The organism is Pseudacidovorax sp. DMC4, from assembly GCF_056314265.1.
Genome location: NZ_JBQUYR010000007.1, coordinates 299,089 through 324,790, shown reverse-complemented (window position 1 = coordinate 324,790; position 25,702 = coordinate 299,089). Strand labels below are relative to the sequence as shown.

Below are 25,702 nucleotides of genomic sequence, written 5' to 3'. Positions count from 1 at the left end.
GTCAGTAGCGTTGGCCTTCGGGGGCGCGCTGGACGGCGTAGCTCTCGATGGCGTAGCGCACCGTGCGGCCCGGCTCCTCGGTGCGGACCAACCGGAAGCCCGGCTCCGCGGCCGGCCGGTTGACGATGAAGGACAGCACGACCGACTCGGTGCCGTGCGACGAGTCGAAGGCCGCCAGCCGGATGTAGTGGCTCGGGAAGGCCTCGCGGCAGCGCCTCAGCTCCAGCATCACGCCGGCTGCGTCGGCGATGTCGAACATGGGGTTGCCGAACATCTCCCAGTAGGTGTTGCGGGGATGCGGGTCGTCGGTGAACTCGATGCCGATGGCCCAGCCGCGGGCCAGGCAGTGCTCCAACTGGCGGGCGATCTGCGCGTCGCTGAGGTCGGGGAGGAACGAGAAGGTGCCTTGGGTGATTCGCATGGGTGCGCTCCTGGGGTGTGCGGGGCGAGTGCCGCCCGCGCCGGCCGCGAACACGCACGGCCACGCTGGCGGCTGGAATGGCTGAGGTCAGGCGACGGACGGCGCGGGCACGAAGTCCGAGGTGTCGGTGGACGTGTAGTTGAAGGTGATGTCGCCCCAGGTCTCCAGGGCCGCGGCCAGCGGCGTGCAGCACCGGGCCGCGTCGCGCAGGATCTGCGGGCCTTCGTTGGCGATGTCGCGGCCCTCATTGCGGGCCAGCACCATCGCTTCGAGCGCCACGCGGTTGGCCGTCGCGCCCGCCTGGATGCCCTGCGGGTGGCCGATGGTGCCGCCGCCGAACTGCAGCACCACGTCGTCGCCGAAGAGGTCGAGCAGCTGGTGCATCTGGCCGGCATGGATGCCACCGGAAGCGACCGGCATGACCTTGCGCAGCGCGCCCCAGTCCTGGTCGAAGTACACGCCGCGCGGCAGGTCGACCACGGTGTGCGTGTCACGGCAGACGTTGTAGTAGCCCTGCACGGTCAGCGGGTCGCCTTCGAGCTTGCCGACGGCCGTGCCGGCGTGGATGTGGTCCACGCCGGCCAGGCGCATCCACTTGGCGATCACGCGGAAGCTCACGCCATGGTTCTTCTGGCGCGTGTAGGTGCCGTGGCCCGCGCGGTGCAGGTGCAGGATCATGTCGTTCTGGCGGCACCAGTGGCTCAGGCTCTGGATGCCGGTGTAGCCGACGACGAGGTCCACCATAACGATGACCGAGCCCAGCGACTTGGCGAACTCGGCGCGGCGGTACATCTCTTCCATCGTGCCGGCGGTCACGTTGAGGTAGCTGCCCTTGACCTCGCCGGTGGCGGCGCTGGCCTTGGCGACGGCGTCCATCACGAAGAGGAAGCGGTCGCGCCAGTGCATGAAGGGCTGCGAGTTGATGTTCTCGTCGTCCTTCATGAAATCCAGCCCGCCCTTGAGGCCCTCGTAGACGACGCGGCCGTAGTTGCGGCCCGAGAGGCCCAGCTTGGGCTTGGTCGTGGCGCCCAGCAGCGGGCGGCCGAACTTGTCCAGGCGCTCGCGCTCCACGACGATGCCGGTGGGCGGGCCGGCGAAGGTCTTCACGTAGGCAACCGGGAACCTCATGTCCTCCAGCCGCGCGGCCTTGAGCGGCTTGAAGCTGAACACGTTGCCGATGACGGAGGCGGCGACGTTGGTGATGGAGCCCTCCTCGAAGAGGCTCAGGTCGTAGGCCACGTAGCAGAAGTACTGGCCCGGCGTGCCCGGCACCGGGTCCACGCGGTAGGCCTTGGCGCGGTACATGTCGCAGGCGGTGAGGCGGTCGGTCCAGACCACCGTCCAGGTGGCGGTGCTGGACTCGCCGGCCACGGCGGCGGCGGCCTCGATGGCGTCCACGCCGTCCTGGGGCGTGATGCGGAAGAGGGCGAGGATGTCGGTGTCCTTGGGCACGTAGTCGGCGTCCCAGTAGCCCATCTGGGCGTACTTGAGGACGCCGGCGGCATAGCGCTTCTTCGCGTCGGTGATCTGCGTGGCTTCTGACATGTTGCCCATGGGCCTTCTCCTGCGGCGGGTCGGTGGCGATGGACGCGAATGTAGGGACGCGAATACATTCGCAATAGTTAATTCTTTTGCGCCATTCATTGGCTTTGACTGATGCTGAAGAACGCCACCTTCCGCCAGCTCGCCGCCTTCCACGCGGTCGCGCGCCTGGGCAGCGTGTCGCGCGCCGCGGGCGAGCTGCACCTGACGCAGCCGGCCGTGTCCATCCAGCTCAAGCTGCTGGAAGAGGCGGCCGGCGCGCCGCTGCTGGAGCGCCACGGCCGCGGCATCCGGCTGAGCGCCGCGGGCGAGGTGATGGCCGACTACGCGGCCCGCATCCTCGACCTCTGGCGCGAGGCGGGCGACGAGATGGCGGCGCAGCGCGGCCAGTTCTCGGGCACGCTGCGCGTCGGTGCGGTGACCACGGCCGAGTACCTGCTGCCGCCGCTGCTGGTGGCCTTCGCGGCCGATCGCCCGCACGTGAAGGTGAAGCTGCGCGTGGGCAATCGCGACGAGATCGTCGCCATGCTCGGCGGCCAGGAGGTCGACATCGCCATCATGGGCCGCCCGCCGGCGGAACTGAAGACGACGGCGGTGGCCTTCGCCAGGCACCCGATGGCCTTCCTGGCCTCGCCGAAGCACCCGCTGATGAGCCGGCGCGACCTCACGCTGGCTGACCTTGCAGGCGCGAATTTGCTGGTTCGCGAGCGCGGCTCGGGGACTCGCACGACGCTGGAGCGCCTGCACAAGGACGCCGGGCTGCCGCTGCGCATCGGCTCGGAGATGTCCAGCAACGAGGCCATCAAGCAGATGTGTGCCGCCGGCTTCGGCGCGGCCTTCCTGTCGCTGCACACCTGCGGGCTGGAGCTGGAGGCCGGTCTGCTGGCGTTGCTGCCCATGGCCGACAACCCGCTGGAGCGCGAATGGCATGCCATGCACCTGGCCTCGCGCCGGCTGCCGCAGGTGGCGTCGGCCTTCAAGCAGTTCCTGGCCGATGACGGACAGCGACTCATCCTCGAACAGCTGCGCGCCGGGGCCGCCACCGCGGCGGTGACAGCTCGCAGCCGACGCTCCGGCGCGGCTCAGGCACGCAATGTGCGGCGGAGCCTTGCATGAACCTCCTGCCCTCCACGCAGACACTGGCGCTGCCGCGCGAACTGCCGCAGCGCCAGCGGCTGGCCGACGAACTCCACGCGCGCCCTTTCGAGACTCTTGCCAGCCCGGGCCGGGTGCTGTCGATCGCCACGCTGAGGACGGGCGCCGCGCAGGACGTGCAATGCCTGGCCCATCTCGCGGAGCTGGACCCTGCGACCACGAACGCCAGCGGCGCCACCCATGTGCGCCTCCAATGGCGCGGCCTGCGCATCAAGTGGGAGCGCCACACCGAGTTCTTCAGCCTGAGCCTGTTCTGCGAGGACGGTGAGGGCAGCGCCTTCGACACCGCCTGGCTGGACGCCCTGCCCCCGGGCTGGCTGGCGCGGCTGCCAGGCGCGATGGTGTCGGCGACGCTGGTGTCGCTGCTGCCCTGTCCGGGCGAGACCCCGCATGTGCGTGAGGTGGCGCCGCTGTTCGGCAGCGAGCCGGTCGTCGGCAACCGCATCGCCGGGGGGGCGGCCACCGTGGTGACCGACCTGCGGGCGGTGGATGGGGTGACCCGCTTCCTGGTCTTCGACCATACGCTGAACCGGCGGCGCGCCGGACGCACCGCGCAGCGGCTGGTGGAGATCGACACCTACCGCATGATGGCCCTGCTGAGCCTGCCGCTGGCGATGCGCCGCATGGGAGAACTGGGCGGGGAGGAAGCCCAGCTCGCGTCGCTGATGGAGCGCTTTCGCGGCGCGGCCGACGGCGACGAAGCCCTGCTCGGGGAGCTGGTGGATCTCGCGGCGCGCGTGGAGCATGCGCTGGCCGACCACGGCGCCCGCTTCTCCGCCACCCGGGCCTACGGCGGCATCGTGGACCGGCGCATGGCGGAGCTGCGCGAGGTGGTGGTGCCGGGGCTGCAGCCGCTGTCGGAGTTCCTGGACCGGCGTTTCCGCCCGGCGGTCGAGAGCTGCGCGGCGACGGCCGCGCGCCAGGCGGAACTGTCTGGGCGTATCGCCCGCGCCGCGCAGCTCCTGCAGACACGATCCGAGGTGGAGCGCGAGCGCCAGAACCAGGCCCTGCTCGCCTCGCTGGACCGGCGTCAGGGCATGCAGCTGCGGCTGCAGGAGACGGTGGAGGGACTGTCCGTCATCGCGATGAGCTACTACGGTGTGGGTCTCGCGGCCTATGCCCTCAAGCCCTTGGCCAAGGCATTGGCCATCAACGAGGTTTGGTTGGTCGGCGCGCTGGTGCCGGTGGTGGTGCTGGTGGTGATGTGGAACCTGCGGCGCCTGCGACGCCATCTCGCCGCGGCGCACTGACGCTGGAAGCCGGCCTTCCAGTGTGTCGCAGCGATCGGAAGCAGGGCTTTCGGTGACCGGTGCGCGCGAGGACGTGCGCGCGCTTCCTGTTTCAGCGTTTTCAACGGGTTAACAGCGCCCGTTCGGTGTTTTCCCTGAGCGCCCTGGAGTTGGCCCGCGACTTGTAAGAAGCCTCTTACCGCCGAGGAGCGGTCCCACGACGAGGCCCGAACAGGTCAAGGAGACAAGCCCAGATGGAAACCTTCTACGAGGTCATGCGCCGGCAAGGCATCTCGCGCCGCAGCCTGCTGAAGTACTGCTCGCTCACCGCCACGTCTCTGGGCCTGGGCCCGGCCTTCGTGCCGCAGATCGCCCATGCCATGGAGACCAAGCCCCGCACGCCGGTGCTGTGGCTGCACGGCCTGGAATGCACCTGCTGCTCCGAGTCCTTCATCCGCTCCGCGCACCCGCTCGCCAAGGACGTGGTGCTGTCCATGATCTCACTGGACTACGACGACACGCTGATGGCCGCCGCCGGCCACCAGGCCGAGGCCATCCTCGAAGAGATCATGACCAAGTACAAGGGCAACTACATCCTGGCCGTGGAGGGCAACCCGCCGCTCAACCAGGACGGCATGAGCTGCATCATCGGCGGCAAGCCCTTCATCGACCAGCTGAAGCACGTCGCCAAGGACGCCAAGGCCATCATCAGCTGGGGCTCCTGCGCGAGCTGGGGCTGCGTGCAGGCCGCCAAGCCCAACCCGACGCAGGCCACACCCGTCCACAAGGTCATCTTCGACAAGCCCATCATCAAGGTGCCGGGCTGCCCGCCCATCGCCGAGGTGATGACGGGCGTGATCACCTACATGCTGACCTTCGACCGCATCCCCGAGCTGGACCGCCAGGGCCGCCCGAAGATGTTCTACAGCCAGCGCATCCACGACAAGTGCTATCGCCGGCCGCACTTCGACGCGGGTCAGTTCGTCGAGGCCTTCGACGACGAGTCCGCGCGCAAGGGCTACTGCCTCTACAAGGTCGGCTGCAAGGGCCCGACGACGTACAACGCCTGCTCCACCGTGCAGTGGAACGAGGGCACGAGCTTCCCGATCAAGGCCGGCCATGGCTGCATCGGCTGCTCGGAGGACGGCTTCTGGGACAAGGGCTCGTTCTACAACCGGCTGACCGACATCCACCAGTTCGGCGTCGAGGCCAATGCCGACAAGGTCGGTGCCACGGCTGCCAGCGTGGTGGGGGCCGCCGCGGTGGCCCACGCCGCCGCCTCGGCCATCAAGCGCGCCGCGCAGAAGCGCGAGCAGAGCAAGGACACGACCTCCAGGGTCTGAGACGGAGACGACACGACATGGGTGCCTACGAAACTCAAGGCTTCAAGATGGACAACTCCGGGCGGCGCATCGTCGTCGACCCGGTGACCCGCATCGAGGGCCACATGCGCTGCGAGGTCAACGTCGACAGCAACAACGTGATCCGCAATGCCGTCTCCACCGGCACGATGTGGCGCGGCCTGGAGGTCATCCTCAAGGGCCGCGACCCGCGCGATGCCTGGGCCTTCGTGGAGCGCATCTGCGGCGTGTGCACCGGCTGCCACGCGCTGACGTCGGTGCGGGCGGTGGAGGACGCGCTGGGCATCACCATCCCCAAGAACGCCTACCTGATCCGCGAGATCATGGCCAAGACGCTGCAGGTGCACGACCATGCCGTGCACTTCTACCACCTGCATGCACTGGACTGGGTGGACGTGGTCTCGGCCCTGAAGGCCGACCCCAAGAAGACCAGCGAGCTGCAGCAGACGGTGTCGCCTTCGCATCCGCTGTCCTCGCCCGGCTACTTCCGCGACATCCAGAACCGCCTGAAGAAGTTCGTCGACAGCGGCCAGCTCGGTCCCTTCATGAACGGCTACTGGGGCAGCAAGGCCTATGTGCTGCCGCCCGAGGCCAACCTGATGGCCGTCACCCACTACCTGGAGGCGCTGGACCTGCAGAAGGAATGGGTCAAGGTGCACACCATCTTCGGCGGCAAGAACCCGCACCCGAACTACCTGGTCGGCGGCGTGCCCTGCGCCATCAACCTCGACGGCACCGGGGCCGCGGGCGCACCGATCAACATGGAGCGCCTGAACTTCGTCGAGGCCCGCATCCGGGAGATGATCGAGTTCAACAACAACGTCTACATCCCGGACGTGCTGGCCATCGGCACCCTCTACAAGCAGGCCGGCTGGCTGCATGGCGGGGGCCTGTCGGCCACCAACGTGATGGACTACGGCACCTACGAGAAGGTCATGGGCCAGGCCGCCACCCAGCAACTGCCGGGCGGCGCCATCATCGGAGGCAACTGGGACGAGATCCTGCCCGTGGACCCGCGCGACCCCGAGCAGGTGCAGGAGTTCGTGGCCCACAGCTGGTACAAGTACGCCGACGAGACCAAGGGCCTGCACCCCTGGGACGGCGTCACCGAACCCAATTACCAGCTCGGCGCGGGCACCAAGGGCACCCGCACCAACATCCAGGAGCTGGACGAGAGCGCCAAGTACTCCTGGATCAAGTCGCCGCGCTGGCGCGGCCACGCGGTGGAGGTGGGGCCGCTGTCGCGCTACATCCTGGGCTATGCGCATGCGCTCAAGGGCCACAAGTACTCCCAGCGCGTGAAGGAGCAGGTCGAAAGCTCCGCACGCATCATCAACACCGACTTCCCCAAGGCCCTGGGCCTGCCGACGACGGCCTACACGGCCAAGCAGCTGCTGCCCACCACCATCGGCCGCACGCTGGCGCGTGCGCTGGAATCGCAGTACTGCGGCGAGATGATGCTGGCTGACTACCAGGAACTCATCGGCAACATCAAGGCCGGCGACACGGCCACCGCCAACGTCGAGAAGTGGGACCCGGCCACCTGGCCCAAGGAAGCGAAAGGCGTCGGCACGGTGGCCGCGCCGCGCGGTGCGCTGGGCCACTGGATCCGCATCAAGGACGGCCGCATCGAGAACTACCAGTGCGTGGTGCCCACCACCTGGAACGGCTCGCCGCGCGACACCAAGGGCCAGATCGGCGCCTTCGAGGCCAGCCTGATGAACACGCCCATGGTCAACCCCGAGCAGCCGGTCGAGATCCTGCGCACGCTGCATTCCTTCGACCCCTGCCTCGCCTGCTCCACGCATGTGATGAGCCCGGACGGCCAGGAACTCACCAGCGTCAAGGTTCGTTGACCCCCAGGAACAGGAGACACACGATGCAACGCATGAACAAGAAGGCCTGCCGGTGCGGCCTGGCCCTGCTGGCCCTGGCCGCGGCGGGGGCCGCCCAGGCCCACCCCGGACATGGCACGGAGAGCTTCGTCGACGGCCTGGCCCATCCCTTCTCCGGGCTCGACCACCTGTTGGCCATGCTCGCGGTGGGCGTGTGGTCGGCGGCGGCCCTGCCGGCCGGTCGACGCCTGGCCGGCCCCGCCGTCTTCCTGGCCATGCTGCTCGTGGGCGCGGCGCTGCCGCAGTCCGGGGTGCAGTTGCCGGGTGTGGAAGCGGGTGTCGCGCTGAGCGTGGTCGCCCTGGGCGTGCTGATGATCGCGGCCCGCTCGGCGGCGCTACGCCTGCCTGTTCCGGCAGGCCTCTCGCTGGTGGGCATGGCCGGGCTGCTGCATGGCATGGCCCACGGTGCCGAGTTGCAGGCGGGCCATTCCTTCGCGGGTTACGCGCTCGGCTTCATGACCGCGTCCGCTTTGCTGCACGGCGCGGGTCTGGGGCTGGGCAATTGGCTGCAGTCGGGGCGCGGATGGGCGTGGCGGGCGACGGCGGGCCTGATGGGTCTCAGCGGCATGGCCCTGCTGGTCGGGCGCCTCTGAGCAGGCCACCACAGGAGCGCACACCATGTCCGACACCACCACCCACCACGGGCTGAGCCGCGAGGACATCACCAATGCCCGCGAGGTCGCCGCGGCACCTTCGCTCAAGTCGGTTTACGTGTATGAGGCGCCGGTGCGCATCTGGCACTGGGTCAACGCCGCCGCCATCACGGTTCTCGCGGTGACGGGCTATTTCATCGGCTCGCCGCTGCCCACGCAGCCCGGCGAGGCCAGCGCCAACTTTCTCATGGGCTACATCCGCTTTGCCCACTTCGCCGCCGGCTATGTGCTGGCGGTGGGACTCATCGGCCGCATCTACTGGGCACTGGTGGGCAACCACCATGCCCGCGAACTCTTCTGGGTGCCGCTGTTCCAGCGTGCCTACTGGGTCGAGATGTGGGGCATGGTGAAGTGGTACGCCTTCGTCGCCGCCCGACCCGGGCGCTACGTGGGCCACAACCCGCTGGCGCGCTTCGCGATGTTCTTCGGCTTCTTCCTGCTGACGCTGTTCATGATCATCACCGGCTTTGCGCTGTACGCCGAAGGGGCGCAGCGCGACTCCTGGCAGGACCGGCTGTTCGGCTGGGTCATCCCGCTGTTCGGCCAGTCGCAGGACGTGCACACCTGGCATCACGTGGGCATGTGGGCGCTGATCTGCTTCATCATCCTGCACGTCTACGCCGCCATCCGCGAAGACATCATGGGCCGCTCCAGCATCGTGAGCACCATGATCTCGGGCCACCGGACCTTCAAGGATTGAAAGGGCCATGCGCCCGCCCTACGCCACTGCGCCCGAAGGCGCCCGTCACCCCTCGGGTGACACCTCCGAGACGATCTGCGTGCTGGGCATCGGCAACGTGCTCTGGGCCGACGAGGGCTTCGGCGTGCGCTGCATCGAGGCGCTGCAGCAGCGCTACGAGTTCGCGCCCCATGTGCAGCTCATCGACGGCGGCACCCAGGGCCTGTACCTGGTGCAGCACGTGCAGCAGGCCCGCCGGCTGATGATCTTCGACGCCATCGACTACGGCCTGGCACCGGGCGAGCTCAAGCTCGTGGAGAACGACGACGTGCCGCGCTTCATGGGCGCCAAGAAGATGAGCTTGCACCAGACCGGCTTCCAGGAGGTGCTGATGCTGGCCCTGCTGACCGAGAAGTACCCCGACGAGGTGCTGCTGATCGGGTGCCAGCCCGAGGAGATCGAGGACTACGGCGGCAGCCTGCGGCCGGCGGTCCGGCAGGCGCTGGAGGATGCGCTGGCCCTGGGTGTGGACACGCTGCGCCGCTGGGGCGCGCAACCGGTTCCGCGCGAGCGCCCGCTGAGTGAGGTCGAAAGCGTCACCTTCGCCGAGTTGTCCCTGGGCCGCTACGAGGCAGAGCGCCCGCCCGAGGAGGTGGCCTGCCGCACCGGCGACGAACGCTTCATGCCCGCGCGGGAGGCGTCCTGACCATGTGCATCGGCATTCCCATGCAGGTGCTGTCCCTCGAACCCGGCCATGCGCTGTGCGACGGCCGCGGCGAGCGCCGCCGCGTGCGCACCGCGCTGGTCGGCGAGCCCCGGCCCGGCGACTGGCTGCTGGTGTTCCTGGACAGCGCGCAGGAGCGCATCTCGCCCGAGCGCGCCGCCGAGATCAACGCCACCCTGGACCTGCTGGCCGCCGTTCAGGCCGGCGAAGACGGCGACCGGGACGCGGCTTTCGCCCTGCCTTCGCAACTGAGCGCCGCCGATCTCTCGGCGTTGACCGGCGCCACCCCCATCACGGAAACGCACCCATGAGTACCGAATCCCTGCTGAGCCTGCCGGTACAGGCTCCCCAATCCGTGCCGGACACCGCGCCGCTGGTCAGCCGCCTGGCCGAATCCTGCGGCGCCACCTGGGTGGACGCCGACACCATCGACGCCTGGGCGGCGCTGGGGGGCGACCGCGTCGTGCTCCTCGCCGGCGACCCGGTGCGCCATCCGGAAGGACTGGATGTGGCCGTGGTGCTGCCCGAACTGCAGCGCAGCCTGCCGGGCCGCTTCGAGGTCGGCGTCGTCCGGCGCCACGAGGAGGAGGCGCTGGCCCGCCGCTTCGGCTCGCATCGCTGGCCAACGCTGCTCTTCCTGCGCGATGGTCAGTATGTGACGACGCTGCCCGGCATGCACGACTGGGAGGTCTTCCTGCGCAAGACCGAAGAGGCCCTGGCCGCTCCCGTCTCGCGGCCGCCGGGCATCGGCATCCCCCTTGTGGCCGCCGCGACGAACGGCGATGGCTGCCATTGAACCCTGACTCCGGACGCCCCATGAAAGACTTCCCCATCCCCGTGCGCAGCATCGGCCCCGGCAGCCAGGTCGAGGACGAGGTGCTCGACTACATGCCCATGCCTCAGGGCATGGAGACCTTCCGCGCGCCGCGGATGCCGGAACCCGAGGAGCTCGCCGGCCGCGAGCGTGCCCATGCGGCGTTGCGCGAGGCACTGGTCCAGCTGGCGGCCGTCTGCCAGGGCGCCGGCAATCGCCAGGTGGACCTCGCCGGCCTCGACGCTGCCGACCTCGCGCTGGTGAACCAGGTGCTCGGCGAGGGTGAGGTCAGCGCCGTGGTGCATGCGGCCGACGAAGCCGGGCATGTCGTTCAGGTGCAGGAGGCGGTGTTCGCCGGTGTCTGGCGCGTGGTGACGACGGCGCATGGCCGTGTGCTGTCCGACATGATCGAGCTCGGTCCCATCCCCGAGGTGCTCAAGCTTGCGGCCCGCCAGGACGTGGACCCGGTGGTGCCGCACTGGCAGGGCGAGCTGCCCCCCAACGTGCAGAACGCCCCGGCCCTGCTCGCCGAGATCGAGGACCAATGGCGCCTGTGGCACCCGGGCCAGGCGGCGCATGTGGTCAACCTCACGCTGCTGCCCATGTCGGTGGAGGACATCGGCTTTCTCGACCACCACCTGGGCACCGGCCGCGTGCTCATCCTGTCGCGCGGCTATGGCAACTGCCGCATCACCAACACGCTGCGGCCCCACACCTGGCGGGTCGTCTACTACAACTCGCAGGACGTGGTCATCCTGAACACCGTGGAGATCAGCGAACTCCCGGAGGTGGCCCAGGCGGCCGCCGAGGATCTCGCGGACTCGCTGGAGCGCCTGACGGAAGTGCTGGCATGGGTGGAGCACGCATGACCGCGTTCCGGGCGGCGCTGCGTCTCCCTGCCGGCACCCATGCCCTCGGGGCGACGGACGTCGCCGAGGCAGGCGAGGGACGCCCATGAGCTTCGAGGGCAGCTACCTGGGCGATGCCGCGCGGCTGCCGGCCGATGCGCGGCTGGAGTGCAAGATCTGCTGGTGGGTCTACGACCCGGCCCTGGGCGACGAGGTCTGGCAGGTGCCGCCCGGCACCGCCTTCGCCGAGCTGCCGGCCTGGTGGCGCTGCCCACAGTGCGATGGCGATGCAGAGCAGTTCATGGTGCTGTCGCCATGACCGAGCTGGCGGCGCGCGTGCAGGCCCTGGTGGCGCTGTTCCGCCATGTCGAGCGCACCCGCATGGCAGGTGTGCCGGTGCTCAACGCCGCCCTGCAGGTCGAGGCCGTGGGCTTCGAGCCCGTGCCGGCCGAGCCGGACGAGCCCCCCGCTGCGGTGGGCGTGCTGCTGACGCCCTGGTTCATGAACCTCGTGTGGCTGCCGCTGCAGCCCGACGCTCGGGCCGACCGGGTGGGGCAGGGCAGGGTGAGGGCCGTGGGCGCCACGAGCTTCGAGTTCATCGGCGCCCACGAACCCGGACTGGGCGCCTACGAGGCCTGCTCGTTGGCATCGCCGATGTTCGCGTTCCCCGACCAGGCCCAGGCCCGCGCCACCGCCCGGGCGGTGCTGGCCGATTTGCGGCGGGCCGTGCCCCCCGCCCCGCCCGTTGCTCAAGGCCGCCGCGGCTTCCTGCTCGGCCGCTCGGCCGTGGAGACGCGGCCATGAGCGAGCTGGACCGCCTCGCCGGCGTGCTGCGTCTGCGTCCTGGAGCGGCCCGGCCGGGCAGCGTGCGCAACGACCGGCCCGACTGGGCCGGCAGGCTGACACTCGGCAAGCCGCCGGCCGAGGTTCCCGGGCTGCTGGCCGGCCTCTACAGCCTCTGCGGCCATGCCCATCGGCTGTGCGCGCAGATGGCGCTGCAGGCGGCGGAGCACGGCGAAGCGCCTGCCGATGCCACGGCGGCCGGCGCGCTGCAGCACGAGACCCTGTGCGAACACGCGCGCCGCATCGCGCTGGACTGGCCCGCCGCGCTCTCGCCCGCTGCAGCGGCTGCGGCGACATCGTCGCTGCAGGCTTGCCCGCCGCTGCGCGTGCGAGAAGCCGATCCGCGCGACACCCTTGGGTGGCTGCAGCAGCATCTGCTGGCCATGCCGGCAGCCGACTGGCTGCGCAGCTGGGATGAGTCGCCCGAGTGGTGGGCCGACTGGAGCACGCGCAGCCAAGGCTGGTTGCCCGCACTGGCGCGCGACGCACGCCCTGGCGCCGACTGGCCGGTGACCGCCGCCGTACCGCTCCATGTGCACGACGATGCCGCGTCGCTGCGCGGGCTCGCCGCCCGCCTGCGCGCCACGCCCGGCTTCACCCGCCAGCCGCTGTGGCAAGACCACGTTGCCGAGACCGGCAGCTGGACCCGCCTGAACGACGCCGCCCGCCCCATGCCCCCGACGCCCTGGCATCGACTGGGCGCGCGCGTGGCCGAGCTGGTGCGGCTGAGCCTGCCCGACGAGCCGGGTCGCAGCGGCAGCGGCTGGCTGGCCTTCGGCGCGCTTCAGATCGGGCCGGGCGAAGGGCTGGCGTGGACGGAGATGGCGCGCGGCCTGCTCGTCCACCACACCCGCCTGGACAAGGCCGGGCGGGTGGCCGCCTACCACGTCCTCGCGCCGACGGAATGGAACTTCCATGCCCAGGGTCCCGTCGCCACCGCGCTCGAACAGCTGCAACCGGTACACGGCGCCCTTGCGCAGCGTCGCATCGCGGCGCTGATGGCGGCTTACGATCCCTGCGTGCGCTTCGAGGTGGAGGCGCCGCCGATGGAAGAGGAACGCGCCCATGCATGAAGCCAGCCTGGCCGGAGGCATCCTGAAACTGGTGGAAGACGCCGCGCGGCGGGAAGGCTTCCGGCGCGTGACGGCGCTGCGGCTGGAGGCCGGGCGGCTGGCCGGCGTCGAGGTGCGGGCCCTGCGCTTCGCGCTGGAAGCCATCGCGCCCGGCACGGTGATGCAGGGCGCCGAGATCGCCATCCACGAACCCGAAGGCCAGGCCTGGTGCCTGCCGTGCGCCGCCACCGTGCCGCTGGCACAACGCGGCGCCCCCTGCCCCCGATGCGCCCGCCACCAGCTCCAGCCGACCGGTGGAACGGAGCTGCGCGTGCTTGACCTGTTGGTCGACGATTGAGGAGACGACGATGTGTGTGGTGTGCGGATGCGCCGATGCCGGCGCCGGAGCAACGAAGGCCCATGGCCATGAACACGGCCATGGCGATGAACATGGCCATGGTCACGATCACGGCCATGTGCAGGTGGATCCGGCGCATGGCGACCTGCATTTCGGTGCGGGCGCTGCGCGCGTGTCGGTGCCGGGCATGAGCCAGGCGCGCACGATCAAGCTGGAGGCCGACATCCTGGGCGAGAACCGCCGCATCGCGCGGCAGAACCGAAGCCACTTCCAGGCCCATGGCGTGACGGCGCTCAACCTGCTGTCCAGCCCGGGCTCGGGCAAGACGACGCTGCTGTGCGCCACCATCGAGGCGCTCAAGCGCCGCGCGCCCGGCGTGGACGTGGCCGTCATCGAGGGCGACCAGCAGACCAGCTTCGACGCCGACCGCATCCGCGCCACCGGCGCGCCGGCCATCCAGGTCAACACAGGCAAGGGCTGCCACCTGGACGCGCCCATGGTGGCCGAGGCCTTCGGCCGGCTGCACAGCCACGATCACCACCACCACGGCCATGGCGAGGCGGCCGGCAGCCTGCTCTTCATCGAGAACGTCGGCAACCTCGTCTGCCCGGCGCTGTGGGACCTGGGCGAGGCGGCCAAGGTGGTCGTGCTGTCGGTGACCGAGGGCGAGGACAAGCCGCTGAAGTACCCGGACATGTTCGCCGCCGCCGAGCTGATGGTGCTCAACAAGGTGGACCTGCTGCCGCACCTGCGCTTCGACGTGCAGCGCTGCATCGACATGGCCCGGCGCGTGAATCCGACGCTGCAGGTCATCCAGCTCTCGGCAACGACCGGCGAAGGCATGGACGCCTGGCTGGACTGGCTGCTCGAATGGACGGCGCCCAGGGATGACAGCCAGGCGGCGCTGCGTGCCCGGGTCGCCGCGCTCGAAGCCGAACTTTCCCATGCCCGCGCCGCCCTGGACCGCTGATGCCGGCCGTCCTCGCTTTCGGCGCCTGGCTCAAGAACGCCGCCTGCCTGCTGGACGGCAGCACCCCGCAGTGGTCGCCGGTGCATGGCGACCTGGGTGACCCCGAGGCATGCCGCGCGCTGGAAGCATCGGTCCGGCTCTTGGCGGCGCAGGCACGCCGGCCGCTGGCCGGCATCGCACACGATCTGCATCCGGACTTCTTCAGCACCCGCCTGGCCGTCGAGCTGGCCGCCGCCTGGGGCGTGCCGGCGGTGCCCGTGCAGCATCACCATGCCCACATCGGTGTCGTCATGGCCGACCATGGCCTGGAGGAACCCGTTCTTGGCCTGGCTCTCGACGGCGTCGGACTGGGCACCGACGGCACGGCCTGGGGCGGCGAGCTGCTGTGGGTGGCGCCGCGCGAATGGCGCCGCATCGGCGGGCTGTGGCCGCTGCAGCTGCCCGGCGGCGACGTGGCCGCGCGCGAGCCCTGGCGCATGGCGGCGTCGGCCCTGCAGGCCCTGGGGCGCGGCGGCGAGATCGCGGCGCGATTCGCGCCCGTCGTCGGCGCGCCGGCCGCCAAGGCCGTGCAGCGCATGCTGGCCGCGGGGCTGAACTGTCCCGTCACCAGCAGTGCCGGCCGCTGGTTCGACGCCGCCGCGGGTGCGCTCGGCCTGAGCGTCAGGCAGGCGCACGAGGCCAAGGCGGCCATCGCGCTGGAGAAGCTCGCGGCGCAGCACCTGGCGCAGGCCGAGGTGCAGCCCCGAGAAGACCTCGTCGATCCCCAGGCCCTGCAGCGCCTGGACCTGCGACCGCTGCTCGGCCACTTGCTTGCCCACCCGCTCGACGGCCCTGCGGCGCCCGAGGCGGCGGCGTGGTTCCACCTGTCGCTGGCCCATGCCCTCGCCGACTGGGCGGCGGCCGCGGCGCGCGAGACCGGCGTGCGCACCGTCTGCCTCGGCGGCGGCTGCTTCTTCAACGCGGTGCTGGCAACGCACGTGACCGGGCGGCTCGCGTCGCACGGCCTGCGTGTGCTGGCGCCGCGATCCACGAACTGCGGCGACGCCGGCCTGGCCCTGGGCCAGGCCTGGGTCGCCGCCTGCCAACTGGCAACCCTGACCGAGGCCGCCCCATGTGCCTAGCCATTCCCACCCGTCTGATCGAGATCCGCCCGGGCGCACAGGCCCTCGTCGACCTCGGCGGCATCCGCAAGCAGATCTCCATCGCCCTCGTGCCCGAGGCGGTGGTGGGCGACTACGTGATCGTCCATGTCGGCCACGCCATCGGCCGCATCGACCCGGAGGAGGCCGAGCGCACGCTGCGCATGTTCGGCGAACTCGCCGCGCAGAAGGCCCAGTGACATGAAGTACATCGACGAGTTCCGCGATGGCGACATCGCCCGCAAGATCGCCGACCGGCTGCAGGCCGAGGCGCTGCCCGACCGACAGTACAGCTTCATGGAGTTCTGCGGCGGCCACACGCACGCCATCTCGCGCTACGGCGTGGCCGAGCTGCTGCCGGCCAACGTGCGCATGGTGCACGGCCCCGGCTGCCCGGTGTGCGTGCTGCCCATCGGCCGCATCGACCTGGCCATCCAGCTGGCGCTGGCGCGCGGCGCCATCGTCTGCACGTACGGCGACACCATGCGGGTGCCGGCCTCGGACGGCCTGTCGCTGGTGCGGGCCAAGGCGCGCGGCGGCGACATCCGCATGGTCTATTCCGGCGCCGATGCGCTGGAGATCGCCCGCCGAGAGCCGGACCGCCAGGTCGTCTTCTTCGCCATCGGCTTCGAGACGACGACACCGCCCACCGCCGTCACCATCCGGCGGGCGAAGGAAGAAGGGCTCAAGAACTTCAGCGTGCTGTGCTGCCATGTGCTGACGCCGGCGGCCATCACCCACATCCTCGAATCGCCCGAGGTGCGCCAGTACGGCACCGTGCCGCTGGACGGCTTCGTCGGCCCGGCACACGTGAGCATCGTCATCGGCTCGGCCCCCTACGAGCCCTTCGCCGCGGCCTATCGCAAGCCGGTGGTCATCGCCGGCTTCGAGCCGCTGGACGTGATGCAGGCCGTGCTGATGCTGGTGCGCCAGGTCAACGACGGCCGGGCGGAGGTGGAGAACGAGTTCACCCGCGCCGTCAACCGGCAGGGCAACCGCCACGCGCAGGCGCTGGTCGACGAGGTGCTGGAACTGCGGCCGAGCTTCGAATGGCGCGGCCTGGGCGAAGTGCCGCACAGCGCGCTCAGGATCCGGCCGGCCTATGCCGAATTCGACGCCGAGCTTCGCTTCGGCCTGGACTACCGCGCCGTGCCGGACAACAAGGCCTGCGAATGCGGCGCCATCCTGCGCGGCGTGAAGAAGCCGACCGACTGCAGGATCTTCGGCACCGTCTGCACGCCCGAAAACCCGGTCGGTTCGTGCATGGTGTCCTCCGAAGGCGCCTGCGCGGCGCACTACTCGTATGGGCGCTTCCGGGACATCCCGGTGCGCGTGGAGGCCGTGGCGTGAACGCCCCGGCGAAGAAGGGCTACATCCGCCCGCTGGACATCCGCCACGGCCGCGTGGACATGAGCCACGGCGCGGGCGGCCGGGCCTCGGCCCAGCTGATCGAGGAGCTGTTCCAGGCGGCGCTGGCCAACGAATGGCTGGCGCAGGGCAACGACGGCGCGGCCTTCGCGATTCCCCAGGGCGCCCGCATGGTGATGGCCACCGATGCCCATGTCGTCTCGCCGCTTTTCTTTCCCGGCGGCGACCTGGGCGCGCTGGCCGTGCACGGCACGATCAACGACGTGGCCATGTGCGGCGCGAAGCCGCTGTACCTGTCGGCCAGCTTCATCCTGGAAGAGGGCTTCCCGCTTGCCGAGCTCAAGCGCGTGGTGGACTCCATGGCCGCCGCCGCGCGCGAGGCGGGCGTGGCCGTCATCACCGGCGACACCAAGGTGGTGGAGCAGGGCAAGGGCGACGGCGTGTTCATCAGTACGACCGGCATCGGCGTGGTGCCGGCAGGCGTGGACGTGTCGGGCGCCAACGCCCGGCCGGGCGACGTGGTCCTGCTGTCCGGCACCATCGGCGACCATGGCGTGGCGGTGCTGTCCCAGCGCGAGTCGCTGGAGTTCGAGACGACCGTCGAGTCGGACTCCGCCGCGCTGCACGGGCTGGTGGCCGACATGCTGGCCGCCGCGCCAGGCGGCGTGCGTGTGCTGCGCGATCCGACACGCGGCGGCCTGGCGACGACCCTCAACGAGATCGCCCGCCAGTCCGGCGTGGGCATGCTGCTGGAGGAGGCGGCCATCCCGGTCAGGCCGCAGGTCGACGCGGCCTGCGAGCTGCTGGGGCTGGATCCGCTCTACGTGGCCAACGAGGGCAAGCTGGTGGCCGTCTGCGCGCCCGATTCGGCCGGGGCCGTGCTGGCGGCCATGCGCGCACATGCGCATGGCAGGGCGGCCGCGCGCATCGGCAGCGTCACCGAAGACCCCCACCAGTTCGTGCAGATGGCCACCCGCTTCGGTGGCCGCCGGGTGGTGGACTGGCTCAGCGGCGAGCAGCTGCCACGCATCTGCTGATGCCTGCGGCACAGGGCGCGGGCGGCACCCTGTCGCACAATCCGGCGCACCGCCGCCGGCCACATGGCGCATCGCCCCCATCGCCAGGAACAACACCCCGCATGCACCGCAACTTCTTCGGCTTCGATCCCCGCCGCCCGGCGCGCGGTGTCACCGCCTGACATGGACCCCGCTCAGCCCCTGCCCGTCGTGCTGGTCGTCGACGACGAGGTGCGCTCGCAGGATGCGATGCGTCGCACGCTGGACGAGGACTTCGTGGTGCTCACTGCCAGCGGCGCCGACCAGGCCCGCATCCACCTGGAGCGGCAGGAGGTGAGCGTCATCCTGTGCGACCAGCGCATGCCCGGCCTCAGCGGCGTGGCCTTCCTGAAGGAGGTGCGCGAGCGCTGGCCCGACACCGTGCGCATCGTCATCTCGGGCTACACCGATTCCGAGGACATCATTGCCGGCATCAACGACGCCGGCATCTACCAGTACATCCTCAAGCCCTGGATCCCCCAGCACCTGCTGGGCACGGTGCGCAACGCGGCCGAGGCGCGCACGCTGCAGCGCGACATGAGCCGGCTCGATCTGGAGCTGCGCACCAGCACGTCGGTGTTGCGCCGGCGGGCCGAACACAAGCTCGACCGCGCCCGCGCCACCTTCGATTTCGACCGCATCGAGCGCCTGCCCGGCAGCCCGATGGATGCCGTCTGTGCGCTGGCCGGGCGCATTGCGCGGGTGGACCTGAGCGTGCTGATACAGGGCGAGTCGGGCACCGGCAAGGAGCTGCTGGCGCGCGCCATGCATTACGCCAGCCCACGCGCGGCCGGTGCGTTCGTGGTCGAGAACTGCGCGGCCCTGACGGACACGCTGCTCGAATCGGAACTCTTCGGCCACAAGCGGGGCGCCTTCACCGGCGCCTTCGAGGACCATGTCGGCCTGTTCCAGCGCGCCCATGGCGGCACCCTCTTCCTGGACGAGATCGGCGAGACCTCGCCCGCCTTCCAGCTGCGGCTGCTGCGCGTGCTGCAGGAAGGCGAGGTGCGGCCCGTCGGTGCCACGCGCGTGGTGCCGGTGGACGTGCGGGTGATCGCCGCCACCCACCGCGACCTGGAGCAGCGCGTGCGCGACGGCCTGTTCCGGGAAGACCTCTACTACCGCATCGCCTGCGTCACGTTCACCGTGCCGCCCTTGCGCGAGCGCAGCGGCGACATCGGGCCCATCGCCCGGCGCCTGCTGGCCGAAATCGGTCCCGCGCTCGGCCGCGGCGCGGTCCGGCTGGGCGGCGACGCACTGGCGGCGCTGCTGGCCTATCCGTGGCCGGGCAACATCCGCGAGCTGCGCAACGAGATCTCGCGCGCCGTGGCCCTGGGTGAGGGCGAGGAAATGACCGCCGCCGCCCTCTCCTCGCGCGTGCTGCAGGGGCAGGCCGGGCGCAGCGTCCAGGCCCAAGCCCAGGCCCAGGCTCTGCCGTCCAGCGGCACCCTGGCCGAGCGGCTGGATGCCGTGGAGGCCATGCTGCTGCGCGAGACGCTGCTGCGCCACCGCTGGAACAAGACCCGGGCAGCACTGGAGCTCGGCCTGTCGCGCGTAGGCCTGCGCGGCAAGATGAAGCGCTTCGGCCTCGAGGATTGAAGGAGACCGACATGACGCAAACCGACCCCTTCAACGTGCTCTGGCTGCAGTCGGGCGGCTGCGGCGGCTGCAGCATGTCGCTGCTGTGCGCCGACACCACGGACTTCCACGGGCTGCTGCGCGACGCCGGAATCCGGTTGCTGTGGCATCCCTCGCTGTCGCTGGAGACGGGCGGCGACGTGGTGGCGATCCTGGACGACGTGCTGGAAGGCCGGGTGCGGCTCGATGCGCTGTGCGTGGAAGGTGCGCTGCTGCGCGGCCCCAACGGCACGGGGCGCTTCCATGTGCTGGCGGGCACGGGCCTGCCGATGATCCACTGGGTCCAGCGCCTGGCCGAGCGGGCCGGCGTGGTCGCGGCCATCGGCAGCTGCGCGGCCTGGGGCGGCATCACGGCGGGCGGCGCCAATCCGACCGATGCCTGTGGCCTGCAGTACGAAGACGACCGTATCGGCGGCCTGCTGGGCGCCGGCTTCCGGTCTCGCGAGGGCCTGCCCGTGGTCAACGTGGCCGGGTGCCCGACCCATCCCGGATGGGTGATCGACACCTTGATGGCCATGGCCGCGGGCGAGTTGACGGCCGATGCGCTGGACGCGCTGGGCCGGCCGCGGCTGTATGCCGACCAGCTGGTCCACCACGGCTGCACCCGCAACGAGTTCTACGAGTTCAAGGCCAGCGCGGAGAAGCCCTCCGACCTCGGCTGCATGATGGAGCACATGGGCTGCAAGGGCACGCAGGTGCATGCGGACTGCAACACGCGGCTGTGGAACGGGGAGGGCTCTTGCACGCGTGGCGGCTATGCCTGCATCGCCTGCACCGAGCCCGGCTTCCAGGAGCCCGGGCATCCCTTCCACGAGACGCCCAAGATCGCCGGCATCCCCATCGGCCTGCCCACCGACATGCCCAAGGCCTGGTTCGTCGCACTGGCCTCGCTGTCCAAGTCGGCCACGCCCCGGCGCGTGAAGCTCAACGCCACGGCCGACCACCGCGTCGTCACGCCGGCCATCCGCCGGACACGGCTGAAGTGAACGCATGACGCGGCTTCTCGTCGGACCGTTCAACCGCGTCGAGGGCGACCTCGAGGTCACGCTCGACATTGCCGAGGGCCGTGTGCGCGCAGCCCACGTCAATGCACCCATGTACCGGGGCTTCGAGCAGATCCTGCGCGGCAAGTCGCCACACGATGCGCTGGTGTTCGTGCCGCGCATCTGCGGCATCTGTTCGGTCTCGCAGTCGGTCGCCGCGGCGCATGCGCTGGCCGACCTGGCCGGCGCGGCGATGCCGCCCAACGGCCGCCACGTGACCAACACGATCCTCGCCATCGAGAACCTGGCCGACCACCTGACCCACTTCTACCTGTTCTTCATGCCCGACTTCACGCGCGCCGCCTATGCCGGCCGCCCCTGGCATGCCGAGGCGGTGGAGCGCTTCACCGCCGGGCGCGGTGAGCAGGTGCGAAAGGCCATCGCGGCGCGCCAGCGCTGGTTCGAGCTGCTGGGCACGCTGGCCGGCAAATGGCCCCACACCCAGAGCCTGGAGCCGGGCGGCTCGTCGCGGGCCATCGAGCCCGCCGAGCGCACCCGGCTGCTGGCGCGGGTGCGCGAGTTCCGGAATTTCCTGGAACGCGAGCTCTTCGGCGGCACCACGCTGGAAGCCTTCGACGCGCTGCCCGACGAGGAGGCCCTGTGGACCTGGCACGCCCACCAGCCCGCGCGCGGCGACTTCCGCCTTTTCCTCAGCGCCATGCTCGATCCGGTGCTCGCTGCCCTCGGACCCGGCCCGGGGCGCTACCTGAGCTATGGCGCATATCCGCAGCCCGACGGCACTCACGGCTTCGCGGCCGGCCTGTGGGATGCGACGCTCGGCGCCCTGCAGCCGCTGGACACGGCCGCGATCACCGAGGACGCCACGCATGCCTGGCTGCTGGACGCCGGCGGCCCTCGCCACCCGCGTTCGGGCCTGACCGAGCCCGACGCCGACAAGCCCGGTGCCTACACCTGGAACAAGGCGCCGCGCCTGGCCGGCCAGGTCGTGGAGACCGGCGCCATCGCCCGCCAGCTCGCCGCGGGCCATGCGCTGGTGCACGATGCCGTGCGCCGCCATGGCGGCACCGTGTTCACGCGTGTGCTGGCCCGCGTGCTGGAGCTGGCCCGCGTGGTGCCTCGCATCGAGGGCTGGCTGCAGGCGCTGCAGCCCGGCGAGCCCTACTGCGTGCCCGCGGCATTGCCCGACGAGGGCGAAGGCATGGGCCTGAACGAGGCCGCACGGGGCGCACTCGGCCACTGGCTGCAGGTGCGTGGCGGCCGGATCGCCAACTACCAGATCGTGGCGCCGACCAGCTGGAACTTCTCCCCGCGCGACGCCGCCGGCACGCCCGGCGCCCTGGAACAGGCCCTGGTCGACGCGCCGGTGCAGGACGGCGAGACCACGCCGGTGGCCATCCAGCACATCGTGCGCTCCTTCGACCCCTGCATGGTCTGCACGGTGCACTGATGCCTCGCCCCCGCCGCACGGACACGCCACCGCCCCTGCCTCCGCAAGGCATGGACGACGCCGCCTGGGTCGACGTGATCCAGAAGATGGACGAGGTCTATTCCCAGCTGGTCACCGACGAGATCGAGCTGGAGAAGAAGAACGCCGAGCTGGAGCAGTCGCAGCAGTTCATCTTCAGCGTGCTGTCGGCGATGTCGGACGTGCTGGTCGTCTGCGACGCCCAGGGGCTGATCGAGGAGACCAACGCCGCGCTGTGCGAGCTGGTGGGCCGCAGTGACCAGCAGTTGCGCGGCACCTCGCTGTACGACCTGCTGGCCGACGAGACGAGTGTGGCCGCCGCCCGCGCTGTGATGGGCAACCGCAGCCCGACGCGGCGTGGCGAGTCCATCGAGCTGAACCTGCGCGGTGCGGGCGGCGAGGGGGTGCCGGTGGATGCCAACTGCACGCCGCGCTTCGCGGCGTCGCAGCGCCGCGTCGGCACCGTGCTGGTGGCCCGCCCGACGGCCGAGATCCGCCGCGCCTACGAGGAGCTGCGCACCGCCCACGAGGCGCTCAAGCGCACGCAGCAGCAGCTGCTGCATTCCGAGAAGATGGCCTCGCTCGGGCGACTGGTGGCGGGCGTGGCGCACGAGCTGAACAATCCCATCAGCTTCGTCCTCGGCAACGTGCACGCGCTGAGCCGCTACAGCGAACGGCTGCGCGACTACCTGCAGGCCGTGCATGAGGGCCGCAACGCCGACGAACGCCAGGCCATGCGCACGAGGCTGCGTGTCGACCACATCCTGGACGACCTGCCGTCGCTGCTGGAAGGCACGCTGGAAGGCGCGCAGCGCACCGCCGACATCGTCAACGGCCTGAAGCGCTTTTCGGCCATCGATCCCGAGACCCGCCAGGACATCGACCTGAACGAGGTGGTCGACCGCGCCGTGCTCTGGGTCACCAAGGGCGCGCCGAGCAGCCTGAAGCTGGACTGGCGGCGAGGGGCACCCTGCTGGATCAATGGCAATGCGGGACAGCTCCAGCAGGTCGTCATGAACCTGCTTCAGAACGCACTCGACGCCACGGCCGAACAGTCAGGCCAGGCGCCGGAGGTTCGCATCGAGATCGTCACGTCCGACACGTATGCGCATCTGCGGGTGGCCGACAACGGTCCCGGCGTTTCGCCCGCCCATCTGTCCCGCATCTTCGAACCCTTCTTCACGACCAAGCCGGTGGGCAAGGGGACGGGGCTGGGCCTGTCCATCAGCTACGGGATCGTGGAGCGCCACGGCGGACTGCTGCGTGCGCAGAACCTGCCTTCGGGTGGCGCGTGCTTCGAGTTCACGCTGGACCGGCTTGCAGGGCGTGCGCCCTGATGCGTCCCGGGCCATGCGTCACTGCCAGAGGAAGACCCTTGCGCACATTCCTTCTCCCTTGCGCCGCATTGCCTGTCGCAGCGCTCCTCACCGGCGTGCCGGCCTGGGGCCAGGACGGCCACCTGCCCGAGGTGTCGGTGCGGGGCCCGCGCGATGCGGCCATCGGCACCGCCGACTCCGCCAGCGAGGGCGCGGCCGAGAAGGCCTCGTTCCAGGCCCGTCCCAAGCTGCGGCCGGGCGACATCGTGGAAGCCGTGCCCGGCGTCGTGGCCACCCAGCACTCCGGCGACGGCAAGGCCAACCAGTACTTTCTGCGGGGCTTCAACCTCGACCATGGGACCGACTTCGCGGTGACGGTCGACGGGATGCCGGTGAACATGCCCACGCATGGACACGGCCAGGGTTTCGCCGACCTCAACTTCCTGATCCCCGACCTCGTGTCGGGCGTTCGCTACCGCAAGGGCCCCTATTTCGTGGACAGCGGCGACTTCTCGCTGGCCGGCAGCGCCTCCCTGGACTACGTCAGCGCACTCGAGGCCCCCTTCGCGGAAGTCACGCTCGGCAGCCACAACTTCCGGCGGCTGCTCGCCGCGGGCTCGCGCACGGTTGCGGACCAGACCTGGCTCGGCGCCGTGGAACTGGAGGGCAACGACGGCCCCTGGGACACGCCCGAGCGGCTGCGCAAGGCCAATGCCGTGGTCCGCTATTCGCAGGGATCGCCCACGCGCGGCCTGAGCATCACCGGCATGGCCTACCAGAGCCGCTGGAATTCGACCGACCAGATTCCTGAGCGGCTGGTCGACAGCGGCGAGCTGTCCCGCTTCGGCTCGCTCGACCCCACGGACGGCGGCAGGACGCGCCGCCTCAGCCTGTCGGGTAAGTGGTTCGAGAACGGCCCGCAGGGCAACACGCAGATCAGCGCCTATGCCATCGATTACCGCTTCGACCTGTTCTCGGATTTCACCTACTTCCTGGACCGGCCCGACACCGGCGATCAGTTCGAGCAGACCGACCGGCGGCGCATCTTCGGTGCGCAGGCGTCGCACAGCCTGCCGAACCGGCTGGGCGGGCTCGACGGCATCCTGAGCTTCGGCGCGCAGTGGCGCGGCGACCGCATCGGGGAGGTCGGCCTCTACGACACCGTGGCGCGTCAGCGCACGGCGACGGTGCGCAACGACAGGGTGTCCCAGGACCTGATGTCGATCTACGGGCAGCAACTGGTGAACTTCACCGAGCGCCTGCGGGGCTATGTGGGCATGCGCGGCGACCTGCTGCGCTACACGGTCGATGGGCGTGAGCCGATCTACGGCCCGGTGAACAGCGGCCGCGGCCACGACGCGCTGGCGAGTCCCAAGGCCGGGCTGGCCTTCACGATGACCCCCGCGCACGAGTTCTACCTCAATGCAGGTGTCGGCTTCCACAGCAACGACGTGCGCGGCGCCACCATCCAGCTCGATCCGCAGAGCGGCCTGCCGGCCGAGCGGGTGCCGGCGCTGGTCAAGGGCCGCGGGGCCGAGATCGGCTGGCGTTTCCAGCCCGATGGCGACTTCACCGCCACGGTCGCGCTCTGGCAACTCCGGCTGGACTCCGAGCTGGTCTATGTCGGCGACGCCGGCACCACGGAGCCGGGCCGTGCCAGCGCCCGGCGGGGCATCGAGGCCACGCTGCGATGGAAGGTCGATCGACGTTGGCGGCTGGAGGCCGACGCCGCGTTGTCGCGTGCGCGCTTTCGCGGCCTCGCGCCCGAAGGCGAAGGCAACTTCATCGACAACGCCGTCGAGCGCGTCCTGGCCGCCGGCCTGACCTACACCGATGGCCCGCTCACCGCATCGCTGCGCCTGCGGTATCTGGGGCCGCGCGCGCTGGACACGCTGGACAGCGTCCGCTCCAGGTCCACCACCCTGCTGAACTTCGGTGCCCGCTATGCCGTCAACCGCCACCTGACGCTGGGCCTCGACTGGTTCAACCTCACCCGACGCAAGGGCAACGACATCGAGTACTTCTATGCGTCGTGCACGGCCGGCGAGCTGGCGCGGGGCGAATGCGGCAGCGGCGGCATCGAAGGCCGGCACATCCATCCGATGGAGCCGCGCAGCGCGAGGATCAGCGCCCGCTGGTCGTTCTGAGCGCCGCGGCGCAGACAAGGTCCGGG

Annotated in this window: 26 protein-coding genes; 24 read left to right on the top strand and 2 right to left on the bottom strand. The window is 70.5% G+C overall.

Going from position 1 to position 25,702, the window contains the following annotated elements; genetic code table 11:
* Position 1: 1 nt before the first annotated feature.
* The gene (locus tag ACT54X_RS15540; protein WP_294372018.1) at positions 2-421 is read right to left on the bottom strand and encodes a ribulose bisphosphate carboxylase small subunit; all 420 of its coding nucleotides are present in this window, start codon (positions 419-421) and stop codon (positions 2-4) included.
* A gap of 87 nt (positions 422-508) precedes the next feature.
* Positions 509-1,975 (bottom strand): form I ribulose bisphosphate carboxylase large subunit, encoded by a 1,467-nt coding sequence (locus ACT54X_RS15535; protein ID WP_476347397.1) that lies wholly within the window; start codon positions 1,973-1,975, stop codon positions 509-511.
* Positions 1,976-2,077: 102 nt separating this feature from the next.
* Between ACT54X_RS15535 and ACT54X_RS15530 the strand changes: the two genes are divergently transcribed.
* The 24 genes from ACT54X_RS15530 to ACT54X_RS15415 all read left to right on the top strand — a co-directional run bounded on the left by ACT54X_RS15530 (position 2,078) and on the right by ACT54X_RS15415 (position 25,676).
* Positions 2,078-3,079: a LysR family transcriptional regulator gene (locus ACT54X_RS15530; RefSeq protein WP_476347396.1), complete on the top strand. Its 1,002-nt coding sequence runs from the start codon at positions 2,078-2,080 to the stop codon at positions 3,077-3,079.
* Positions 3,076-4,368 carry a DUF3422 family protein gene (locus tag ACT54X_RS15525; protein ID WP_294372027.1) on the top strand — a complete coding sequence of 431 codons (1,293 nt, stop codon included), beginning with the start codon at positions 3,076-3,078 and terminating at the stop codon, positions 4,366-4,368. Before ACT54X_RS15530 ends, ACT54X_RS15525 begins: the two co-directional genes overlap by 4 nt.
* A 233-nt stretch (positions 4,369-4,601) precedes the next feature.
* Positions 4,602-5,690, top strand: coding sequence for a hydrogenase small subunit (locus ACT54X_RS15520; RefSeq protein WP_294372029.1), 1,089 nt, complete (start codon positions 4,602-4,604; stop codon positions 5,688-5,690).
* A gap of 17 nt (positions 5,691-5,707) precedes the next feature.
* Positions 5,708-7,564: a nickel-dependent hydrogenase large subunit gene (locus ACT54X_RS15515; protein ID WP_476347395.1), complete on the top strand. Its 1,857-nt coding sequence runs from the start codon at positions 5,708-5,710 to the stop codon at positions 7,562-7,564.
* A 23-nt stretch (positions 7,565-7,587) separates the two neighbouring features.
* Positions 7,588-8,196 carry a HupE/UreJ family protein gene (locus ACT54X_RS15510; RefSeq protein ID WP_476347394.1) on the top strand — a complete coding sequence of 203 codons (609 nt, stop codon included), beginning with the start codon at positions 7,588-7,590 and terminating at the stop codon, positions 8,194-8,196.
* Positions 8,197-8,221: 25 nt separating this feature from the next.
* Positions 8,222-8,956 (top strand): Ni/Fe-hydrogenase, b-type cytochrome subunit, encoded by a 735-nt coding sequence (gene cybH, locus ACT54X_RS15505; protein WP_294372036.1) that lies wholly within the window; start codon positions 8,222-8,224, stop codon positions 8,954-8,956.
* 7 nt (positions 8,957-8,963) lie between these two features.
* Positions 8,964-9,641: a HyaD/HybD family hydrogenase maturation endopeptidase gene (locus ACT54X_RS15500; RefSeq protein WP_476347393.1), complete on the top strand. Its 678-nt coding sequence runs from the start codon at positions 8,964-8,966 to the stop codon at positions 9,639-9,641.
* 2 nt (positions 9,642-9,643) lie between these two features.
* On the top strand, positions 9,644-9,970 hold the full coding sequence (locus tag ACT54X_RS15495; RefSeq protein WP_476347392.1) for a HypC/HybG/HupF family hydrogenase formation chaperone: 327 nt from the start codon (positions 9,644-9,646) through the stop codon (positions 9,968-9,970).
* A complete protein-coding gene (locus tag ACT54X_RS15490; RefSeq protein WP_294372043.1) occupies positions 9,967-10,455 on the top strand; it encodes a thioredoxin domain-containing protein in 489 nt (162 codons plus the stop codon). Before ACT54X_RS15495 ends, ACT54X_RS15490 begins: the two co-directional genes overlap by 4 nt.
* Positions 10,456-10,475: 20 nt before the next feature.
* Positions 10,476-11,342 carry a hydrogenase expression/formation protein gene (locus tag ACT54X_RS15485; protein ID WP_476347391.1) on the top strand — a complete coding sequence of 289 codons (867 nt, stop codon included), beginning with the start codon at positions 10,476-10,478 and terminating at the stop codon, positions 11,340-11,342.
* 85 nt (positions 11,343-11,427) lie between these two features.
* On the top strand, positions 11,428-11,640 hold the full coding sequence (locus ACT54X_RS15480) for a rubredoxin (protein WP_294372049.1): 213 nt from the start codon (positions 11,428-11,430) through the stop codon (positions 11,638-11,640).
* Positions 11,637-12,125, top strand: a complete 489-nt coding sequence (gene hybE / locus ACT54X_RS15475) for a [NiFe]-hydrogenase assembly chaperone HybE (RefSeq protein ID WP_476347390.1) — start codon at positions 11,637-11,639, stop codon at positions 12,123-12,125. The genes ACT54X_RS15480 and hybE overlap by 4 nt, the downstream gene beginning before the upstream one ends.
* A complete protein-coding gene (locus ACT54X_RS15470; protein ID WP_476347389.1) occupies positions 12,122-13,237 on the top strand; it encodes a hydrogenase maturation factor HoxV/HupK in 1,116 nt (371 codons plus the stop codon). The genes hybE and ACT54X_RS15470 overlap by 4 nt, the downstream gene beginning before the upstream one ends.
* On the top strand, positions 13,230-13,574 hold the full coding sequence (locus ACT54X_RS15465) for a hydrogenase maturation nickel metallochaperone HypA/HybF (protein WP_476347388.1): 345 nt from the start codon (positions 13,230-13,232) through the stop codon (positions 13,572-13,574). The genes ACT54X_RS15470 and ACT54X_RS15465 overlap by 8 nt, the downstream gene beginning before the upstream one ends.
* A gap of 10 nt (positions 13,575-13,584) precedes the next feature.
* Positions 13,585-14,544, top strand: a complete 960-nt coding sequence (gene hypB, locus ACT54X_RS15460) for a hydrogenase nickel incorporation protein HypB (RefSeq protein ID WP_476347387.1) — start codon at positions 13,585-13,587, stop codon at positions 14,542-14,544.
* Entirely contained in the window at positions 14,544-15,665 is a 1,122-nt protein-coding gene (locus tag ACT54X_RS15455; protein WP_294372062.1) for a Kae1-like domain-containing protein, read from the top strand. The genes hypB and ACT54X_RS15455 overlap by 1 nt, the downstream gene beginning before the upstream one ends.
* The gene (locus ACT54X_RS15450) at positions 15,656-15,883 is read left to right on the top strand and encodes a HypC/HybG/HupF family hydrogenase formation chaperone (RefSeq protein WP_476347386.1); all 228 of its coding nucleotides are present in this window, start codon (positions 15,656-15,658) and stop codon (positions 15,881-15,883) included. The genes ACT54X_RS15455 and ACT54X_RS15450 overlap by 10 nt, the downstream gene beginning before the upstream one ends.
* 1 nt (position 15,884) lies before the next feature.
* Positions 15,885-17,033, top strand: coding sequence for a hydrogenase formation protein HypD (hypD, locus tag ACT54X_RS15445; RefSeq protein ID WP_476347385.1), 1,149 nt, complete (start codon positions 15,885-15,887; stop codon positions 17,031-17,033).
* 59 nt (positions 17,034-17,092) lie between these two features.
* Positions 17,093-18,088: a hydrogenase expression/formation protein HypE gene (gene hypE, locus ACT54X_RS15440; protein WP_476347436.1), complete on the top strand. Its 996-nt coding sequence runs from the start codon at positions 17,093-17,095 to the stop codon at positions 18,086-18,088.
* Positions 18,089-18,250: 162 nt separating this feature from the next.
* The gene (locus ACT54X_RS15435) at positions 18,251-19,705 is read left to right on the top strand and encodes a sigma-54-dependent transcriptional regulator (protein ID WP_476347384.1); all 1,455 of its coding nucleotides are present in this window, start codon (positions 18,251-18,253) and stop codon (positions 19,703-19,705) included.
* A gap of 11 nt (positions 19,706-19,716) precedes the next feature.
* Positions 19,717-20,730: an NADH-quinone oxidoreductase subunit B family protein gene (locus ACT54X_RS15430; protein ID WP_294372073.1), complete on the top strand. Its 1,014-nt coding sequence runs from the start codon at positions 19,717-19,719 to the stop codon at positions 20,728-20,730.
* A 4-nt stretch (positions 20,731-20,734) separates the two neighbouring features.
* Positions 20,735-22,195, top strand: a complete 1,461-nt coding sequence (locus ACT54X_RS15425) for a nickel-dependent hydrogenase large subunit (RefSeq protein WP_294372076.1) — start codon at positions 20,735-20,737, stop codon at positions 22,193-22,195.
* A gap of 50 nt (positions 22,196-22,245) precedes the next feature.
* Positions 22,246-23,550, top strand: coding sequence for a sensor histidine kinase (locus ACT54X_RS15420; protein WP_476347383.1), 1,305 nt, complete (start codon positions 22,246-22,248; stop codon positions 23,548-23,550).
* A 38-nt stretch (positions 23,551-23,588) separates the two neighbouring features.
* On the top strand, positions 23,589-25,676 hold the full coding sequence (locus ACT54X_RS15415; RefSeq protein WP_294372081.1) for a TonB-dependent receptor: 2,088 nt from the start codon (positions 23,589-23,591) through the stop codon (positions 25,674-25,676).
* Positions 25,677-25,702 lie beyond the last annotated feature (26 nt).

Bases quoted from the DNA above. Each gene is read 5' to 3' on its own strand.
- ACT54X_RS15465 (WP_476347388.1), top strand. From the start codon at position 13,230: ATGCATGAAGCCAGCCTGGCCGGAGGCATCCTGAAACTGGTGGAAGAC.
- ACT54X_RS15535 (WP_476347397.1), bottom strand. From the start codon at position 1,975: ATGGGCAACATGTCAGAAGCCACGCAGATCACCGACGCGAAGAAGCGC.
- ACT54X_RS15450 (WP_476347386.1), top strand. From the start codon at position 15,656: ATGTGCCTAGCCATTCCCACCCGTCTGATCGAGATCCGCCCGGGCGCA.
- hypE (WP_476347436.1), top strand. From the start codon at position 17,093: ATGAGCCACGGCGCGGGCGGCCGGGCCTCGGCCCAGCTGATCGAGGAG.
- ACT54X_RS15420 (WP_476347383.1), top strand. From the start codon at position 22,246: ATGGACGACGCCGCCTGGGTCGACGTGATCCAGAAGATGGACGAGGTC.
- ACT54X_RS15455 (WP_294372062.1), top strand. From the start codon at position 14,544: ATGCCGGCCGTCCTCGCTTTCGGCGCCTGGCTCAAGAACGCCGCCTGC.
- ACT54X_RS15540 (WP_294372018.1), bottom strand. From the start codon at position 421: ATGCGAATCACCCAAGGCACCTTCTCGTTCCTCCCCGACCTCAGCGAC.
- ACT54X_RS15435 (WP_476347384.1), top strand. From the start codon at position 18,251: ATGGACCCCGCTCAGCCCCTGCCCGTCGTGCTGGTCGTCGACGACGAG.
- ACT54X_RS15430 (WP_294372073.1), top strand. From the start codon at position 19,717: ATGACGCAAACCGACCCCTTCAACGTGCTCTGGCTGCAGTCGGGCGGC.
- ACT54X_RS15490 (WP_294372043.1), top strand. From the start codon at position 9,967: ATGAGTACCGAATCCCTGCTGAGCCTGCCGGTACAGGCTCCCCAATCC.
- cybH (WP_294372036.1), top strand. From the start codon at position 8,222: ATGTCCGACACCACCACCCACCACGGGCTGAGCCGCGAGGACATCACC.
- ACT54X_RS15485 (WP_476347391.1), top strand. From the start codon at position 10,476: ATGAAAGACTTCCCCATCCCCGTGCGCAGCATCGGCCCCGGCAGCCAG.
- ACT54X_RS15515 (WP_476347395.1), top strand. From the start codon at position 5,708: ATGGGTGCCTACGAAACTCAAGGCTTCAAGATGGACAACTCCGGGCGG.
- hypD (WP_476347385.1), top strand. From the start codon at position 15,885: ATGAAGTACATCGACGAGTTCCGCGATGGCGACATCGCCCGCAAGATC.
- ACT54X_RS15500 (WP_476347393.1), top strand. From the start codon at position 8,964: ATGCGCCCGCCCTACGCCACTGCGCCCGAAGGCGCCCGTCACCCCTCG.
- ACT54X_RS15520 (WP_294372029.1), top strand. From the start codon at position 4,602: ATGGAAACCTTCTACGAGGTCATGCGCCGGCAAGGCATCTCGCGCCGC.
- ACT54X_RS15530 (WP_476347396.1), top strand. From the start codon at position 2,078: ATGCTGAAGAACGCCACCTTCCGCCAGCTCGCCGCCTTCCACGCGGTC.
- ACT54X_RS15470 (WP_476347389.1), top strand. From the start codon at position 12,122: ATGAGCGAGCTGGACCGCCTCGCCGGCGTGCTGCGTCTGCGTCCTGGA.
- ACT54X_RS15510 (WP_476347394.1), top strand. From the start codon at position 7,588: ATGCAACGCATGAACAAGAAGGCCTGCCGGTGCGGCCTGGCCCTGCTG.
- ACT54X_RS15425 (WP_294372076.1), top strand. From the start codon at position 20,735: ATGACGCGGCTTCTCGTCGGACCGTTCAACCGCGTCGAGGGCGACCTC.
- ACT54X_RS15480 (WP_294372049.1), top strand. From the start codon at position 11,428: ATGAGCTTCGAGGGCAGCTACCTGGGCGATGCCGCGCGGCTGCCGGCC.
- hypB (WP_476347387.1), top strand. From the start codon at position 13,585: ATGTGTGTGGTGTGCGGATGCGCCGATGCCGGCGCCGGAGCAACGAAG.
- ACT54X_RS15495 (WP_476347392.1), top strand. From the start codon at position 9,644: ATGTGCATCGGCATTCCCATGCAGGTGCTGTCCCTCGAACCCGGCCAT.
- ACT54X_RS15525 (WP_294372027.1), top strand. From the start codon at position 3,076: ATGAACCTCCTGCCCTCCACGCAGACACTGGCGCTGCCGCGCGAACTG.
- hybE (WP_476347390.1), top strand. From the start codon at position 11,637: ATGACCGAGCTGGCGGCGCGCGTGCAGGCCCTGGTGGCGCTGTTCCGC.